This window comes from Pseudomonas sp. AA-38, assembly GCF_029457475.1.
Classification (GTDB): domain Bacteria; phylum Pseudomonadota; class Gammaproteobacteria; order Pseudomonadales; family Pseudomonadaceae; genus Aquipseudomonas.
In genome coordinates, this window is record NZ_CP120359.1 from 1965783 (window position 1) to 1983465 (window position 17683).

The 17683-nt window shown below is 54.3% G+C and carries 14 protein-coding genes and 1 pseudogene; 12 read left to right on the plus strand and 3 right to left on the minus strand.

The annotated features are described in order from the left end of the window. Nucleotides 1-93 precede the first annotated feature (93 nt). Entirely contained in the window at nucleotides 94-702 is a 609-nt protein-coding gene (gene leuD / locus PVE35_RS09005) for a 3-isopropylmalate dehydratase small subunit (RefSeq protein WP_277374423.1), read from the minus strand. A 1-nt stretch (nucleotide 703) separates the two neighbouring features. After that, a complete protein-coding gene (gene leuC / locus PVE35_RS09010) occupies nucleotides 704-2125 on the minus strand; it encodes a 3-isopropylmalate dehydratase large subunit (RefSeq protein ID WP_277374424.1) in 1422 nt (473 codons plus the stop codon). Between the two features lie 342 nt (nucleotides 2126-2467). On the opposite strand from leuC, the gene PVE35_RS09015 reads away from it, so the two are divergent. Continuing rightward, nucleotides 2468-3235 carry a MipA/OmpV family protein gene (locus tag PVE35_RS09015; protein WP_277374426.1) on the plus strand — a complete coding sequence of 256 codons (768 nt, stop codon included), beginning with the start codon at nucleotides 2468-2470 and terminating at the stop codon, nucleotides 3233-3235. A 135-nt stretch (nucleotides 3236-3370) separates the two neighbouring features. On the opposite strand, the pseudogene PVE35_RS25465 reads toward PVE35_RS09015, so the two are convergent. Continuing rightward, nucleotides 3371-3502, minus strand: a pseudogene (locus PVE35_RS25465) (LasR-specific antiactivator QslA); the annotation flags it as partial. A gap of 324 nt (nucleotides 3503-3826) precedes the next feature. Between PVE35_RS25465 and ihfB the strand changes: the two are divergent. From ihfB to PVE35_RS09075, 11 genes are all read left to right on the plus strand, one after another. Continuing rightward, on the plus strand, nucleotides 3827-4111 hold the full coding sequence (gene ihfB / locus PVE35_RS09025; protein WP_129483565.1) for an integration host factor subunit beta: 285 nt from the start codon (nucleotides 3827-3829) through the stop codon (nucleotides 4109-4111). Between the two features lie 213 nt (nucleotides 4112-4324). Beyond that, entirely contained in the window at nucleotides 4325-5785 is a 1461-nt protein-coding gene (locus PVE35_RS09030) for an MBL fold metallo-hydrolase (RefSeq protein WP_277374427.1), read from the plus strand. 85 nt (nucleotides 5786-5870) lie between these two features. Beyond that, entirely contained in the window at nucleotides 5871-7160 is a 1290-nt protein-coding gene (locus tag PVE35_RS09035) for a Wzz/FepE/Etk N-terminal domain-containing protein (RefSeq protein WP_277374428.1), read from the plus strand. A gap of 31 nt (nucleotides 7161-7191) precedes the next feature. Further along, nucleotides 7192-8505, plus strand: coding sequence for a UDP-N-acetyl-D-glucosamine 6-dehydrogenase (wbpA, locus tag PVE35_RS09040; RefSeq protein WP_277374429.1), 1314 nt, complete (start codon nucleotides 7192-7194; stop codon nucleotides 8503-8505). 74 nt (nucleotides 8506-8579) lie between these two features. After that, nucleotides 8580-9530 (plus strand): UDP-N-acetyl-2-amino-2-deoxy-D-glucuronate oxidase, encoded by a 951-nt coding sequence (wbpB, locus tag PVE35_RS09045; protein WP_277374430.1) that lies wholly within the window; start codon nucleotides 8580-8582, stop codon nucleotides 9528-9530. A 15-nt stretch (nucleotides 9531-9545) separates the two neighbouring features. Next, nucleotides 9546-11492, plus strand: a complete 1947-nt coding sequence (locus PVE35_RS09050; RefSeq protein ID WP_277374431.1) for an acyltransferase family protein — start codon at nucleotides 9546-9548, stop codon at nucleotides 11490-11492. Then, on the plus strand, nucleotides 11489-12064 hold the full coding sequence (gene wbpD / locus PVE35_RS09055) for a UDP-2-acetamido-3-amino-2,3-dideoxy-D-glucuronate N-acetyltransferase (protein ID WP_277374432.1): 576 nt from the start codon (nucleotides 11489-11491) through the stop codon (nucleotides 12062-12064). The genes PVE35_RS09050 and wbpD overlap by 4 nt, the downstream gene beginning before the upstream one ends. Nucleotides 12065-12066: 2 nt before the next feature. Further along, a complete protein-coding gene (locus tag PVE35_RS09060; RefSeq protein WP_277374433.1) occupies nucleotides 12067-13152 on the plus strand; it encodes a DegT/DnrJ/EryC1/StrS family aminotransferase in 1086 nt (361 codons plus the stop codon). 5 nt (nucleotides 13153-13157) lie between these two features. Then, on the plus strand, nucleotides 13158-14423 hold the full coding sequence (locus PVE35_RS09065) for an oligosaccharide flippase family protein (RefSeq protein WP_277374434.1): 1266 nt from the start codon (nucleotides 13158-13160) through the stop codon (nucleotides 14421-14423). Between the two features lie 62 nt (nucleotides 14424-14485). After that, nucleotides 14486-16315, plus strand: coding sequence for an asparagine synthase (glutamine-hydrolyzing) (gene asnB / locus PVE35_RS09070; protein WP_277374435.1), 1830 nt, complete (start codon nucleotides 14486-14488; stop codon nucleotides 16313-16315). Nucleotides 16316-16365: 50 nt separating this feature from the next. Then, a complete protein-coding gene (locus PVE35_RS09075) occupies nucleotides 16366-17673 on the plus strand; it encodes a hypothetical protein (RefSeq protein ID WP_277374436.1) in 1308 nt (435 codons plus the stop codon). The last annotated feature ends 10 nt before the right edge of the window (nucleotides 17674-17683 follow it).

The following is a 17683-nucleotide window of genomic DNA, read 5'->3' on the forward strand; positions in this document are numbered from 1 at the left end:
CGTGGACTTAGCCGCGCCGGGCAGCACAGCGAGCATTTCGCACTGGAGGCGAAGGAGCGGCAACTATCTACTATGCGCCAGGCCACGCTTCGCTCAGGCCAGCCAGGGATTGGCGAGATGGTGCCTGGCCTCGAAAGCGCGTATCTGCGAGGTGCGCTGCAGTGTGCTGCCGATGGCATCCAGCCCCTGCAACAAGGCGTCCTTGCGTAACCTCTCGATCTCGAAGTGCAGACGCCGGCCATCGCCGAGCAGAATATCCTGCCGGGATAGATCGATGGTGAGCCGCGCATGCTCTGGGGAGGCGGCCTGCTGAGCGATGTCGAGCACCTCAGCCTCGCTCAGTTGGATGAGCAAAACACCGTTGCGCTGGCAGTTGTCGTGGAAGATGCCGGCGAAGCTGCTGCCTATCAGTGCGCGAATCCCTAGCTGCTGAAGGCCCCACACCGCATGCTCACGGCTGGAGCCGCAACCGAAGTTGGGCCCGACCACGAGAAAACGGGCTTGTATCCACGGCGCCTGATTGAGAATGAAATCCGGGTTCGCAGAACCGTCGGGCAAGCAGCGCAGATCGAAGAACACACCGCGATCGAGCCCCTTGCGGTCGATGCCTTTGAGAAACTGCTTGGGCATGATCACGTCAGTGTCGACATTGGCGGCAAGCAGGGGCGCGGCAATACCGCTGACGATAGTGAATGGCTGCATCTCAGGCCTCCTGCGACAGCATACGGATATCGGTCAGATGGCCGCTGATAGCCGCCGCCGCCACCATGGCCGGGCTCATCAGGTGGGTGCGCGCACCAGCGCCCTGGCGGCCTTCAAAATTGCGGTTGGTGCTCGACGCGCAGCGATCACCGGGCGCCAGCACGTCATCGTTCATGGCCAGGCACATGGAGCAACCCGACTGCCGCCACTCGAAGCCGGCATCCTTGAAGATCTGCGCTAGGCCTTCGGCTTCCGCCTGATCGCGCACTTGGGTCGAACCGGGTACGATCATCGCGCGCACATTCGGCGCCACCTCGTGCCCACGAACCACGCGCGCCGCGTCGCGTAGATCCTCGATGCGAGCATTGGTGCAGGAGCCGATGAATGCATGGCTGATCGGGATGTCGACCAACCTGGTACCAGGTTCGAGCCCCATATAGTGCAGGGCGCGTTGCAGATCCTGGCGACGGATCGGGTCGCTCTCCAGCTCTGGATCCGGCACCCGCTCGCCGATTCGGGCCGCATGGTCGGGACTGGTTCCCCAGGTGACCATGGGCGCCAGTGCACTCGCGTCGAGCTGCACTTCCTTGTCGAACCTTGCGCCTGGATCGGTATGCAGCTCCTGCCATTTTTCCACCGCCTGATTCCATAGTGCGCCTTTGGGCGCGCGGGGCTTGTCCTTCAGGTAGGCATATACCTTCTCATCCGGGGCCATGAACGCGCCTCGTGCCCCGGCCTCGACCGCCATGTTGCAGATGGTCATGCGCGCCTCGACGCTCAGGGCATCGATGGTGGGACCGGCAAACTCGATGGCGTACCCCGTCGCGCCGGAGGCTCCGATGCGCTGAATCAGCGCCATGATGATATCTTTCGACGTGACGCCCGGTCCCATTTCGCCATGCACGGTAACCCGCATGCTGCGCAGGCGCTTGTAGACCAGGGTCTGGGTGGCGAGTAGGTGCTCGATCTCCGAAGTACCGATGCCGAACCCGAACGCACCCAGCGCTCCGTAGGTCGTGGTGTGACTGTCGCCCGCTGCGACCACCATGCCGGGCAAAATGAAGCCCTGCTCGGGCGCAACGACATGCTCGATGCCCTGGCGCTTGTCCAGCACGTCGAAAAGCTCGATGCCGAAGTCCCGGCAGTTCCTTTCAAGGTAGGACACCTGTAGCGCACCACTGGCATCCGGCATGGCAGCCACGCGCTCCGGAGCGGTCGGGTTGACGTGATCCACAACGCACAATACGGAAGAAGGCCGCCAAAGGGTTCTCCCAGCCTCCCTGAGACCGCTGAAGGCCTGGGGGCTGGTGTACTCGTTGGCTACCTGTCGGTCGATGTAGAGCAGCACATGGCCTTGGTCATCCAGGCTGCAGACGGTATGGGACTCGATGTGCTTTTCGTAAAGCGTTCTTGGGCGTGGCATCGCAATTCTCACTGCTGACTGTGTATGCGAAATCGGCTGATTTCCAGAGGCAGAAACAATCAGGCAGGCGGGCCTACGGGTTCAATGACAGATACCGAAACTGGCTATTCACATATCGTGTTCAGTCACGGGATTTATGGCTATGGATTGGGCACGGGCGAGACGTGCCGCCAGCGAGATCCGCGTAAGTCCTGTGGGAAAGTTTCGACCATATATGGATGAAATATATACAGATTTACTCTGATTTGATGCCTAACTATATTCGCGTAGACATTTACTGCTGTATGTCTGCATACGACCTTCCAGTGCATTGCCGCCCCCCACGATCAGAGACTTTCTTCCATGACACATCGCCGTTTGGTTCTTCTCGCTGTTGCGTTACCGCTTGCCGTCCAAGCCGACGAAAGCGGATTTCGATCCGTCGGTTTGGGCTTATCCGCCTCGCAAGGTATCTATGCCGGTAAGGATCGCTCGATGTCGCTGGTGCCACTGCTGCATTACGAGAGCGAACGCCTTTTCGTGCGGGGACTGACCGGTGGTGTGCACCTGTACCAGAACGAGAGTTTCGGCCTGGATGCGATAGTTGCCGGTCGTTTCGACGGTATCGACGCTGACGATTTCGGCCGCGAGGAGTTGCTCGAGAACGGAATAGATCGCGATCTACTGGAAGATCGTGACAATGGCCTGGACCTTGGCCTTCGGGCTACCTGGAGAGGCGCTGCCGGTGAACTGCAGGCCAGCGCCCGGGGCGATATCAGCGGGGCCAGTGATGGCTATGAATTGTCTCTCGAGTATGGTTACCCCTTTTCCGTGGCCGGTGCTGAGGTAATGCCATCGTTAACGATGAACTACTTATCGGACAAGCTCGCGAACTACTACTACGGCACCCTAAGCGAGGAAGAGGCTCGCGGTGTATCCCGATACCGTCCCGGTAGCGCCTTCGTTCCGGGCGTGGCGCTCAGCGTAGCGAAACCACTGGGTGAACGCTGGCTGCTCAATGCCGAGGCGAGCTACCAGAGCCTGCCAGATCGGATCACTGATAGTCCCCTTACTGAAGGGGACTCCGGTGTGTTTGGCGTCAAAGTAGGGCTTTCCTGGGTTTTTGATTGAGAGCTATCTGATTTTGGGCGGCCAGGAGTCGCTACAGACATTTACACCCAGTCTCAACAGCTTATCCGGCGAGCGTCAGGGGGCTTCAGGTGGCCGGGGGCATTTACCAGCGGTACAGATCTTCGTGCGCATCCTTCAGTCTTGGTACGAGCAAATACGCTGGTGAATGCGACTCAGGAAGCCCATCTCGAAGACGGCACAGGGCAGCAGATCGCGCTCGGCGACTGCCCAGAGACATACGCTACGAACGTTATCTGGCTAGGTCTGGAGTCCCTGAGTCCCTACATTAGAGCCTGGTCAGTGATTACCAGGCTTTTTTGTTTCTGGAGCTTGCGCCGTGCTTTATCTCTGCGGCGGCTCTACCTCCTGCTTTCTTCTCTTTGCTGCCGTTCGAGGATGTGCTCGGTTTGCCTGGCCGTGGCGTCGGTTGTTGTCGTTGGCTTCCGGGGCGTTGCCGTCGTTTGGCCATCGCTGTCGAGGTTTGCCAGGTAAGCGTGCTAAGGCATTGTTTTTAGGGCTGTTCAAAAGGTGATCAGCGTGCTAAAACCAATTCGCCGAATCTTCTAGCCGCTTGAAAAAGAAGGGAAAACCATGACCAAGTCGGAGTTGATCGAAAGAATCGTCACCCACCAGGGGCAGCTTTCCTCCAAGGATGTCGAGCTGGCCATCAAGACCATGCTGGAGCAGATGTCCCAGGCCTTGGCCACAGGCGATCGGATCGAGATTCGCGGCTTCGGTAGTTTTTCTCTTCATTACCGCGCGCCGCGCGTTGGGCGTAACCCCAAGACCGGACAGTCCGTGCGCCTGGATGGCAAGTTCGTGCCGCACTTCAAGCCTGGGAAGGAGTTGCGGGATCGGGTCAATGAGGAGGAATGATGCAGGTTTTTCAGGCTCTTTGATACGGGACGCTCGTGCCTTTTAAAGTCCCTTTGCTGCGCTTGCCAAATCTTTAAAAACCGGCAAAATGTGAGGCTATTCACACTATTAGCCAGCAGATGGCTTTTGGTTTTTTTCGCTTTTCAACGTATCTGCGTCTGTACCGCTGGGGCTGAGTCCTCTCAGGTTTCACAAGTGCTAAGGGATTGAGTCGTGTGGTACCCCTCTATCATTCATCACGGTGCCGTCACGGGCGTGACAGGCTCTTGCCATCAATTGATGATGGATGATGGATTTTCATTACTGGTCGATTGCGGTCTCTTTCAAGGGGCTGAAACCTCTCCCGATGGTAGTGCCCGTGCCGGGCAGCTCGCTATCGACTTCCCCATAGAGGGCATCAAGGCCCTGGTCGCTACGCATGTTCACATAGATCATGTCGGCCGTATTCCCTATCTGCTGGCGGCCGGTTTCAAGGGCCCCATCCTCTGCAGCGAGCCATCGGCCAAGCTGTTGCCCATCGTGCTCGAAGATGCTTTCAAGCTTGGCTTCAGCCGTGATCAGAAGCAGGTCGAACGCTACCTGAAGCTGGTCGAGCAGCGCATCGTCGCGTTGCCCTACAAGCAGTGGTTCACTCTGGTCGACAACAAGCAGTTGCAAGCCCGCCTGCGCTTGCAGCGCGCCGGCCATATCCTGGGCTCGGCTTATGTCGAGGTGGATGTGCGCTACCCCGAGATGGGCCTAAAGAAGCGCATCGTTTTCTCCGGTGACCTCGGCGCCCCTCATGCGCCGATCCTGCCTGCTCCCAAAGCACCCTATAAAGCCGATGTGCTGGTCATCGAAAGCACCTATGGCGACCGTCTGCACGAAGACCGCCGCACGCGCCGTCAGCGTCTCGAAAAAGTACTGGTGCATGCCTTGAGCAACCAGGGCACGGTTCTGATTCCGGCTTTCAGTATTGGCCGCACTCAGGAACTGCTCTACGAGCTCGAGGACATCATTCATCGCGGGATGGCCAAGGCTGACTCAGTCAAGTCTGACGACTCCAGATCAAGTAAAGCTCCGGCATTGGGCTGGGCCAACCTGCCGATCATCCTCGACTCCCCGCTGGCCAGTCGTTTTACTGCGGTGTATCGCGAGCTCGATCACTTCTGGGATGCAGAGGCGAGGGCGCGTTTGACCAAGGGGCGTAATCCACTGGCCTTTCGCAACCTGCTCACGGTCGATAGTCACAAGGCGCATATGGCGATGGTCAATCGCCTGGCGCAGACCGCTCAGCCGGCCATTGTCATTGCCGGCAGTGGTATGTGCTCCAATGGGCGCATCGTCAACTACCTGAAAGCCATGCTGGGGGACGAGCGCCATGATGTGCTCTTCGTGGGGTATCAGGCAGAAGGTTCTGTGGGTAAACAGATACAGCGTTTCGGCCCAGGTAATGGATACGCCGATATCGACGGTCAGCGTTATCCCATCCATGCACAAATCCATACCATCGGAGGTTACTCGGCGCATGCGGACAAGGCAGGATTGCTTCGCTTCATCAGCGCAATGCGTCATTTGCCCGAAGAAATTCGCATCGTGCATGGCGACCCAGAAGCCAAGCGCGAGCTTGCCCGTGCGGTGCAGGCCCACTGTATGTCGATTGGCCATGAGGTAGACGTGCAGATCCCCTTATGACAGCCTTGCGCAGCCTTGAAATTCGCCATGCCGGCGGTGCTGCTTGTGCCAATGATTCAAAGCAGTAAACGACTTTGGAGTGTCCGTGAGTATCCAGCCTGTAATGCCCCGTGAAACCAGATCGGATGAGATCGACCTGGTCGAGCTATTCCATAAGTTATGGCAGCAGAAGTTTCTGATCATCGGTTGCACCTTGGCCGTAACGCTCTGTGCAGCGGCTTATGCCTTTCTTGCCACGCCTTACTATCAGGTGCAGAGCGTCCTGCGCCCTGCGCCGCTGAAGGAACTGGACGAACTCAATAGCACAGGCGTGTATGAGCTGACCCCTGAGGATGCACTGAAGCGGGTTGGCGCAGCGCTCGACTCCTACAGCACGCGAGCCGAGTTCTTTCGCGACAACCCCGAGTTGTTCGCCAACCTGCAAGGCCTCAATAAAAGCCTGGAGCAGCGTTTCGAGACCTTCAACGCCGAAAGTTTCACCCTGTTGCAGCCAGATCCGAAACGAACGGACAACCTGAGTGCTTTCGTTGGGCTGAAACTGGTCTATCCCGAGACTCTGGATGGTGTCGAAATTCTCAATGGCATCGTTCAGCAGGCGATCGTCGACGAGCGTCAGCGTGTGGCGCTGGATATGGAAGGTGTGATTCAGAACCGGCTGAACAAGATCGAACGGCAAATGGCGGCTGCACGGGCGAGCTATGAAGCGCAGAAAGAGGCCACAATCGCCAAGCTCAAGGAGGATGACAAGCTGCAACGCGCCATCCTGCAGGATGAGCTCAAGGCGCTGAGAAGCGAGTTGCGTACGCGCCGACAGGATCGTATCGCGCAGCTCGATGAAGCGATCAGCATTGCCAAAGCCCTGGGTATCGCCAAGCCAACCAACCCGACATCGTTAGGTGACACCGACACGACGGTGGGGCAGGGCAACGTATTCCGTACCGAAGTCATCAATCAGCAGTTCCCGCTGCACTTCATGGGTACCGATGCCTTGGAGGCCGAGCGGGCAGCGTTGCTCAAGCGCAAGTCGGATGACCACACCGAACCGAAGATCGCCGTCATTCAAAGCAAGCTGCAGATGCTCGAACACAATCGCCAGGTTGAAATGATGCAAAGCCGCGAGAATGAGGATCTGTTCCTGGCCAAGCTCTCCGAGATGCGCGAAGAAGCGGCGCGCCTGCGTAGCATCAACCTGGATCTTGATCAGTTGAACCTGGTGAGGGTTGATCGGCCAGCGGTCAAGCCGTTAAGGCCCATCAAGCCGCAAAAGATAAAAACCTTGGCGCTGGGAGTATTGCTAGGCTGCATGCTGGGAATGGTAGTTGCATTTTTTCGCTCAATCATCCTGATGGGGCGTTACCGGGAAAAGTCGGTTTAAGGCTTTTAAAGTAATGAAATTGGTCTGAATTATGTCTAAATATAAAACCGTAAGCGTTGACAAATTTTCCTCGAAAGAGGCGGTTGTTGGCATCGTTGGCATGGGGTACGTTGGCTTGCCCTTGATGCTGCGATATAGCGCCATTGGCTACCGAGTCTTGGGCATTGACATTGACTTGGAAAAGGTCAACAAGCTGAATGCTGGTGAAAGCTATATTGAGCATATCCCTGGAGCTCAAATAGCACAGGCTTGTGATAGGGGATTTGAGGCTACGGCTGATTTTTCGCGAGCTTCTGAGTGTGATGCACTTATTCTTTGCGTGCCTACGCCTTTGAATAAGTATCGTGAGCCGGACATGAGCTTCGTCATCAATACTGCAGACGCAATAAAGCCTTATCTGCGAGCTGGTCAGGTCGTCTCGCTGGAAAGTACTACGTACCCTGGTACTACGGAGGAGGAGCTGCTGCCAAGAGTGCAAGAGGGGGGGCTGGTTGTTGGGGAGGATATCTTCCTTGTTTACTCTCCTGAACGTGAAGACCCTGGTAACCCGAATTTCGAGACGCGCACGATACCCAAAGTGATTGGTGGGCATACGCCTGCTTGTTTGGAAGTGGGGGTGGCTTTGTATGAGCAGGCAATCAATAAAGTGGTGCCAGTCAGCTCCACGAAAGCTGCGGAAATGACCAAACTTCTCGAAAATATTCATCGGGCGGTGAATATTGGTCTCGTTAATGAGATGAAGGTCGTGGCGGATAGAATGGGAATCGATATTTTCGAGGTTGTGGATGCTGCCGCGACCAAGCCTTTCGGTTTCACTCCCTACTACCCGGGCCCGGGCCTGGGTGGCCACTGCATTCCCATCGACCCGTTCTACCTGACCTGGAAAGCACGTGAGTATGGCTTGCACACCCGTTTCATCGAGCTGTCCGGCGAAGTCAACCAGGCGATGCCCGAATACGTACTGGGCAAGCTGATGGACGGCCTCAATGAATCCGGCAAAGCGCTCAAAGGCAGCCGTGTTCTGGTTCTGGGTATTGCCTACAAGAAAAACGTGGACGATATGCGGGAGTCGCCATCGGTGGAGATCATGGAACTGATCGAAGCTAAGGGCGGCGTGGTCGCCTATAGCGACCCGCATGTTCCGGTATTCCCGAAAATGCGCGAGCATCATTTCGAGTTGAGCAGCGAACCGCTTACCGCCGAGAGCCTGGCCAGCTTCGATGCCGTGGTACTTGCGACCGATCATGACAAGTTCGACTACGCACTGATCGAAGCCCAGGCTAAGTTGATCATCGACAGTCGCGGCAAGTACCGTGCACCTGCGCCGCATATCATCAAGGCCTGACTAGCATTGCCAGCCAATTGATCCTCCTGCTCTACAGAGGGCAGGAGGATCCATTCGTTTTCAAAGGACTTTCCATGAAAAAATTCGCCCTCATTGGTGCCGCAGGCTACATCGCTCCCCGGCACATGCGTGCCATCAAGGATACCGGTAACTGCCTTGTCTCTGCTTACGATATCAACGACTCGGTAGGTATTATCGACAGCATCTCGCCGCATAGCGAGTTCTTCACCGAGTTCGAGTTCTTCCTCGACCATGCTCATGGCCTCAAGCGTGATCCTGCGACCGCCCTTGACTATGTTGCGATCTGCTCGCCGAACTACCTGCACCATCCGCATATCGCAGCCGGCCTGCGTCTGGGCTGCGATGTGATCTGCGAGAAGCCGCTGGTTCCAACCCCTCAGCAACTGGATCAACTGGCCCTAGTCGAGCAGGAAACCGGCAAGCGCTTGTACAATATTTTGCAGCTTCGCCATCACCAGGCAATCATTGCGCTGAAGGACAAGGTTGCCCGCGAAAACAACCCGCACAAGTATGAAGTTGACCTGACCTACATCACGTCCCGTGGCAAATGGTACCTGCAAAGCTGGAAAGGCGATCCGCGCAAGTCGTTCGGTGTTGCTACCAACATTGGCGTGCACTTTTACGACATGCTGCATTTCATCTTTGGCAAGTTGCAGCGCAATGTTGTTCACTTCACCTCCGAGCACAAGGCTGCTGGCTATCTCGAGTACGAGAAAGCGCGCGTACGCTGGTTCCTGTCGGTCGATGCCAATGATTTGCCGGAGTCGGTCAAGGGCAAGAAGCCTACCTACCGTTCGATCACTGTAAATGGTGAGGAAATGGAGTTTTCCGAAGGCTTCACCGACCTGCACACCACCAGCTATGAAGAGATTCTCGCCGGTCGTGGTTACGGTATCGAGGATGCGCGCCACTGTGTCGAGACCGTGAACACGATACGCAGCGCTCCTGTTGTGGCGGCAGCGGACAACGAAGCCCACCCCTTCGTCCTGGCGCTCGCTCGCTGAAACGGATGACGCAGTATGGGTGGTGTTCGCGCCACCCCTTTTTATTTTGGCAATAGGATTTCCACCATCGTGCCGACCGATAATTCCAACAAGCCGAACGATGCAGGCGTGATACATGTAGCTCGTGGTATCCGGCTCGATGTCCAGGGCTTGCGCGCGGTCGCGGTGCTGGCGGTTTTGTTGTATCACGGCAACAGCAATTGGCTGCCTTCCGGTTACGTAGGTGTCGATGTTTTTTTCGTCATATCTGGCTTCATCATTACTACCCTGTTGACCGCGAACGTTGGCAAGATCGATCTCGTTGCGTTCTATGTCGGCCGTGTCAAACGCATCCTACCTGCGTATTTCGTGATGCTCGGGGTAGTAACCATCGTTTCGGCGGTACTGTTCCTGCCGGCCGATTTCGCCTTTTTCCTGGATAGCCTGAGATCCTCCGCGCTGTTTACGAGCAACAAGTATTTCGCCGGTTTCGGCAGTTATTTCGCCCCCAAGGCTGACGAGCTGCCGCTTCTGCATACCTGGTCACTGGCCATTGAAATGCAGTTCTACCTGTTCTTCCCGCTGCTGGTTATGTGCCTACCGGCCCGCTTGCGCGTGGCGGTCTTTGCTGTGCTGGCGACGGCGCTGTTCGCCTGGTCAGGCTATCGGGTGCTGGGGAGCGATAGTGGCAAACTGTACTTTGCCTTGTTGGCACGCATTCCGGAGTTCATGGTTGGTGCGCTGGTCGCCCTGCTGATGCGCCAACGAGAGCTGCCTGTGTCGCTTGCCCGCGTGGCGGGTTTTGTGGGAGCGGTGTTGCTGGTCGGGGCATTTCTATTTATCGACAAGCAAAATTTCCCAGGCTTCTGGGCGATCCTGCCCTGCGTCGGTGTCGCTCTGATCATCGCAGCCCAACGCGGTCCAGTGAGCGCCGTGCTCGCCAAAACCCCCATGGTCTGGGTGGGGGGGATCTCCTATTCGCTCTATCTCTGGCACTGGCCGATTCTGGCATTCATTCGTTATTACACCGGGCAATACGAACTTTCCCCGAGCTGGCTCATGTTTTTCATGGTCGCCTCGCTCTCGCTGGCGTGGATATCCTACCGCTTTGTCGAAACGCCGGTGCGCCAGGCTTCGGGTGTGTTTCGCCAGGCGCCGAAATGGCTTGCCGCTGCCGCAGTATTGGGTCTGATCGTATGGGGGGGGCAGCGGTTGAACGCTTCGCTGGTATCCCCGCCGCCTGTTGAGCTGACACGCTATGCGGCACCGGAACTGATCTGCCATGGCGCCCTGGTCGGTGATTGTAAGCGGGGCAAGGCTGACGAGGATGTATCCGTGCTGGTTCTAGGTGATAGCCATGCTGCCCAGTTGAACTACTTTTTCGACCAGGTTGGCCAGGAGCGGGGCGTGGCTTACCGAGTCCTGACTGCCAGTAGCTGCGTGCCCATTACCGGATTCGATGTCGAGCGCTTGCCAGTATGGGCACAGAAGCCCTGTCGTGAGCAGATCGAAGCTGTAGCGCGCGAATTGCCGAAGGTGGATCGAGTCATTATTGCGGGGATGTGGCAGTACCAGATGCAGAGCCCTGTGTACGTCAAGGCATTCACTGATTTTCTTGCCAGTATTACGCAGGCTCACAAAAGGGTCATGGTGCTTGCCCAGGTGCCGATGTTTGACAGTAACGTGCAGCGTGTAAGACGTTTCGTGGCACTTGGCCTGTCGGCGTCTCTCATTCCCAATGGCCAATGGCAGGCTGCCAACCGTCAGGTCGCGGAAATTGTCGGGCGCATACCTGGTGCAGGTTTCCTGGATTTCTCCGGCAGCACTTTCTTTGCCGATGCCCCTTATCAGCAGGGCGTGCTTATTTACTACGACGGCAGCCATCTCAACGAGGTGGGAGTCATCCGTTATGGACGCTATGCGTCCGAGCAGTTGCAGCGTGCCTTCGATCAACCTCAGTCCAATGTGAGTCTGAAACCATGAGTTACTACCAGCATCCAAGCGCAATCGTCGATGAGGGTGCACAGATCGGTGAAAACTCCCGCGTCTGGCACTTTGTCCATGTGTGTGGGGGCGCTCGGATCGGCGCCGGGGTTTCCCTGGGGCAGAACGTGTTCGTAGGCAACAAGGTCGTGATTGGCGATCGCTGCAAGATCCAGAACAACGTGTCGGTCTATGACAACGTTATTTTGGAAGAGGGTGTCTTCTGCGGGCCGAGCATGGTCTTTACCAATGTCTACAACCCGCGCTCTTTGATCGAGCGCAAGGATCAGTACCGCGATACGCTGGTTCGCAAGGGAGCAACCCTGGGTGCCAACTGCACCATCGTCTGCGGCGTGACCATTGGCGAATACGCATTCGTCGGGGCTGGAGCGGTAATCAACAAGGACGTGCCTGCCTACGCATTGATGGTGGGAGTGCCTGCCAGGCAGATTGGCTGGATGAGTGAATTCGGCGAGCAATTGCAATTGAATGAGCAGGGCGAGGCTGTCTGCTCGCATACCGGCGCGCGTTACACGCTGAGTGGCAACACCTTGACCAAGATGGATGTTTGAGCATGATTGAATTCATTGACCTGAAAAGCCAGCAAGCACGAATCAAAGACAAGATCGATACCGGCATCCAGCGTGTTCTGAGCCATGGCCAGTACATTCTTGGCCCTGAAGTGTTTGAGTTGGAAGAGCGCCTGGCTGCTTTCGTCGGTGCCAAGTACTGCATCACTTGTGCCAATGGTACTGACGCGCTGCAGATTGCGCAGATGGCACTGGGTATCGGTCCGGGTGACGAGGTGATCACCCCAGGCTTTACCTACATTGCTACTGCCGAAACTGTCGCGCTGTTGGGTGCGAAGCCGGTCTATGTGGATATCGACCCTCGCACCTACAATCTTGACCCCCTGTTGCTCGAAGCAGCCATTACTCCGCGTACCAAGGCAATCATCCCTGTTTCGCTGTATGGCCAGTGCGCTGACTTTGATGCCATCAATGCCATTGCTGCAAAGCACGGAATCCCTGTTATTGAAGATGCAGCGCAAAGCTTTGGCGCATCCTATAAAGGTAAGCGCTCTTGTAATCTCTCGACCATTGCTTGCACCAGCTTCTTCCCTAGCAAGCCTTTGGGCTGCTATGGCGATGGTGGAGCGATCTTCACGAGTGACGATGAATTGGCAGTCATTCTGCGACAGATTGCTCGTCATGGGCAGGATAGGCGTTATCACCATATTCGCGTGGGCGTTAACAGCCGTCTGGATACTCTGCAGGCTGCCATTCTCCTGCCCAAGCTGGAGATCTTCGAGGAGGAGATTTCCCAGCGTCAGCAGGTTGCCGAGCGTTACGATCGCCTCCTTGCCGAGACGGGTATTGAAACTACACCGTATATTGAGCCGCATAATGTCTGTGTTTATGCTCAGTACACGGTACGTGTCGAGAGCAGGGATACGGTGCAGTCCAGGCTGAAGGAGGCCGGCGTGCCGACCGCAGTGCACTATCCGATCCCGTTGAACAAGCAGCCCGCTGTAGCTGACGCTGCCGCTAAGTTGCCGGTTGGTGATGAGGTTGCTGGTCAAGTGATGAGTCTGCCAATGCACCCATACCTGACATTGGTTGACCAGCAGGTAATTGTCGCGGCGTTGAAGGCGTGCTGAGAGTAATGCGTGTCGTGAAGGGCGGAAGAAGTGATTTCCTGCGTAATGTGCTGACGCTCATGACCGGCACCACCGTCGCACAGGCTATTCCTATTGCTGCGATGCCGCTACTGACGCGTTTATATACTCCAGAAGATTTTGGTGTTCTGGCTCTATACATGTCACTCGCGGGGATGATTTCTGTTGTCATAACGGCCCGCTATGAAGTCGCAGTGATGCTGCCGGAGCGAGACGAAGACGCTGCCAGTCTGGTTTCGCTCTCAATTTGCATAGCGGGCGTTATCAGTCTTGCGCTGCTGATCGTAGTCTTCACGTTCAACGAGAACATCCAGGCATTGCTTAACAACACGGCGATTGGGCCATGGCTTTACCTGCTACCGATAACGGTTTTTGTTACAGGGTTATGGCAGGCTCTGAACTACTGGAACAATCGGGCGAAGAAGTTCAAGCGCCTGGCTATCAGCCGGGTCGCCCAAGGCGGAGGCATGACGGTCGCTCAGTTTGTGTTGAGTGCGTTATCTGCGGGTGGCCTGATCCTCGGCTACCTTGCCGGGCAGGTTAGTGGTCTTCTGGTCTTTTTGACCCGAACCTGGCGTGAAGATCGCGCCGTGTTGTCACAGGTCAGTGCTGCCACGATGCTCGAAAACGCACGGCGTTACAGTAAATTCCCCAAGTATTCGACACTCGGTGCTTTGCTCGACAACGCCGCTGTACAGATGCCTGTACTCATGCTCAGCAAGTTTTACGATACGCACATCGTCGGCATCTTCAGCCTCACATTCAGAGCGCTGAACTTACCTATGGGGCTGATCGCAACGTCATTTTCACAGGTATTGTTTCAGCGTTTCGTAGTCTTACAGCGAGAGAGTCCCGATCGGCTGGCGCCTTTCGTCCTCAAGCTTTTTTTTGGCTTGCTGGGGTTAATGGTGCCGTTGGTGATATTTGTATGCGTGGTGGGGCCAGACCTCTTTGCGCTCGTTTTCGGGGAAACATGGCGCCGAGCGGGTGATTACGCCACTGTCCTCATTTTCGCTGTCGCCATACGGTTTGCGGTCAGCCCGCTGAGTACCATTCTGGCGATGGATCACAATGTAAAAATTGGTACGTTGTGGCAGGTGATCTACTTCGTGACCATCACCTCGACCCTCTACATTTTCAGGCATGCCGGGATAGAAACGTTTTTGATAGCGTTCACCCTGCATGAAATTGTCCTGTATTGCCTTTATCTAGGCTTTATTATCTTTGGCGCAACAAGACACAGGTTTGGATAAGCGGTATGTGCGGAATATTAGGCGGAGTATGGAGGCAGGCAGACGATTCACTCAAGGACAGGGTGAAATCCGCACTGCTCTGCCTCCAGCATCGTGGGCCGAACGATTCAGGCTTTGAAATCACGTCTGTTAATGGGGCTAGTTTGGTACTCGGCCATACCAGGCTTTCGATCATCGACCTCTCGAGCGCGGGGCATCAACCGATGTACTCGCCTGATCGAAAATATTCTGTGGTCTTTAATGGTGAGATATACAATTATAAAGAGTTGCGCCAGCAGTTGAGTGTACTCGGTTACGTATTTAAGTCTGGCTCGGATACTGAAGTGTTGCTTGCGGCTTGGCAGCACTGGAAGGAAGAAAGTATTTCCCGCTTTGTAGGGATGTTTGCGTTTGTGGTCTGTGATCATGAGTCAGGCACAGTTCATTGTGTGCGGGATGCTTATGGGATAAAGCCATTTTTTTATAGTCGCGAAGGGAGTGCGCTGGTTTTTGCATCTGAGATTTCGGCGATAAAGTCGTTGAAGCGTGATGCGGTAGAGTTGAACTGGCAGCGTTCTTATGATTATTTAGTTCATGGCGACTATGATAGCAATGAGCAGACTTTCTTCAAGGATGTTTTTCATCTGCCTGCGGGGCACAAGTTTAGCTTTCATATTTCCTCTGGCGAAATGACTTCGCCGCAGCCGTGGTTCACTCCTAAATTAGAGTTACGAACCGATCTAAACTTTACAGATGCGGCAGATGAGTTGCGTGAGCGTTTTCTCGAGAACATACGACTGCATTTGCGAAGCGACGTACCGCTCGGCGCAGCTTTATCTGGTGGGCTAGATTCTTCGGCAGTAGTGTGCGCAATGCATCATGTTGCGCCGGAGATGCCCATTCATACGTTTAGCTATATTGCGAAAGGTAGTGCTCTGTCCGAGGAACACTGGGTGGATGAGGTTAGCCGCCATGTTGGGGCCCAAGCACACAAGGTCATAGTGTCGTCTGCTGACTTGATTCGTGATCTGGATGACATGATTCGAGTTCAGGGTGAGCCATTTGGTACAACCAGTATCTATGCTCAGTATCGAGTTTATCAGCTAGCGGAAGAAAAAGGGGTCACTGTAACCCTGGATGGTCAAGGTGCAGATGAAATGCTCGCTGGCTACAATGGTTATCCAGGGCAACGTATTCGTAGTTTAGTTGAACGAGGTGAGTGGGCTCGTGCTGCGTATTTCCTTAAAGAGTGGTCTAAATGGCCAGGGCGGAGTTTGAAACTTGGCGTTGGAACAGCTCTGGGTCAATTTACATCTGGTAAGTTGAATGAGCTGCTCCATCGGATGGATGGCAAAAATAGCGCTCCTTCTTGGTTGAATACAGGGGCTCTTAATGATGCTGGAGTAAAAAGAGGGAGTACTCGTCGTTTCTGCCCAATAGACCTGAAAGGGCGCCGTGTTACGGCAGAGTTGGCAGCCTCCTTACATACTCGTGGGCTGCAGCACCTTTTACGGCACGGTGACCGTAATTCTATGCGGTTTTCTATAGAGAGTAGAGTTCCCTTCCTTACTACCGGGTTGAGCGAGTTTCTTTTGTCGCTTCCCGAACATTTTCTGATATCGGATAGCGGTGAGACTAAGCATATATTTCGGGCTGCTATGAGAGGAATTGTGCCAGATTACGTTTTGAATCGGCGCGATAAGGTCGGATTTGAAACTCCCGAAAAGGACTTTATTTTGGCTAATTCAGAATTACTTCGAGCTTGGCTGGTAGAGGACTTGGGGTTGCCGTTTCTAAATAGCTCAGAACTCGTTACGGAATTTGATCGTGTTATCTTGGGACAGGTTAGGTACACGTCGCAAGTTTGGCGGTGGATTAATTTTTATAGATGGTATCGCGTTACATTTTCTTGAGCGGAGGTTTGTGAATAAATTTTAGATGCCGGCGAAAGGAAGTGAAGAAAATGACAGTGGCTGGATGTTTAATTTTAAATGCCAACAGGTTTGGTTTCTTTGTTTCTGTGATTCTATTTCGAGGGTTACTCGATTTTTCTTATGCTAACTATGTTTCCGAGCTGTTTTCGTATGACGGTTTTTTCTATGAATTTAATGGGTTGCAATATATACTTTCATGGATGCTTTTTCTAATTTCATTAACTATGGTGTCTGATCGAGTTTTAAAGGTTAGTCATTATTTTTTTGCGACCGCTATCTTGTCTGTGATTGCTCCATTGACTTCTCTGTATGGTTTGGACTCGGAGCGTCCGCTACTGCCTGTGGTCGTGTCAATAATTGCCCTGTTTTGGGTTTACTTTCTCTCTCGTCTGGCTGTTATTAGTTTTAAAGGGCTGCCGCCAGTTAGGCATGGCCGTCAATTGGCTGTCTCGTTGTCTATCTGTTTTGTTTTGTTTCTGGTGGTTTGGTTTTATGCTTCTGGCGCAAAGCCCAACCTAGACATTGCAGAGGTTTATGATTTCAGGCAGGTGAATGCGGATTTGGCTGCTCAAGGTGTATTTGCATATACCAATAGCTGGACCTATCAGATATTTTCTGTTTATTTAATGTGTATGGCTTTGTACGCGCGACGGTTTATGGTTTTTCTCTTGTTGCTTGGTGTTCAGGTTTACTTCTTCGCATTCGCTGCGCACAAGTCAATTCTTTTTTTGCCGTTTTTGGTTTTAAGTGTGTGGTTCTATTTTCGGCGCTCGGATTCTTTATTGCCGCTGCCCCTGGTATTTATTGGGCTTTTGCTGATTGCAATGATCGCAAATACTTTTTCGGATGATGTGTGGTTGATATCGATGATTGCGCGTCGAGTGTTTTTCGTTCCTGCTGATCTTGCTTTTGCTTACTTCGATTTTTTTAGTCAGCATGCCCATGCATATTGGTCTAACTCAATCCTGTCTGCATTTTCTACATACCCTTATGGGGATATGGGTATACCCTATGTTATTGGTGATTTTTTAGGTAAGCCTGAAATGGGAGCCAATAACGGATTTGTCTCTAGTGGTTACGCTCATGCAGGTGTTTTTGGAGTGTTTGTCTATGCGACAATCCTAGGGGTGTTGTTGCGTTTGCTCAACGATATTTCTTCAGGGTTCATGCCGGTTTGGCTCGCGGTTGCGATTTCCATAGTGCCGCTTAGAAGCCTATTGATTTCATCTGATTTGTTTACAGTAATGCTGACTCACGGGTTTGCAGTGGCGGTATTTTTGATGTACCTGTCGCGTAAACGTGCCCATATGCCCTTGGGCGGTGGCGCTCTATCTTAGGTTTTGATAA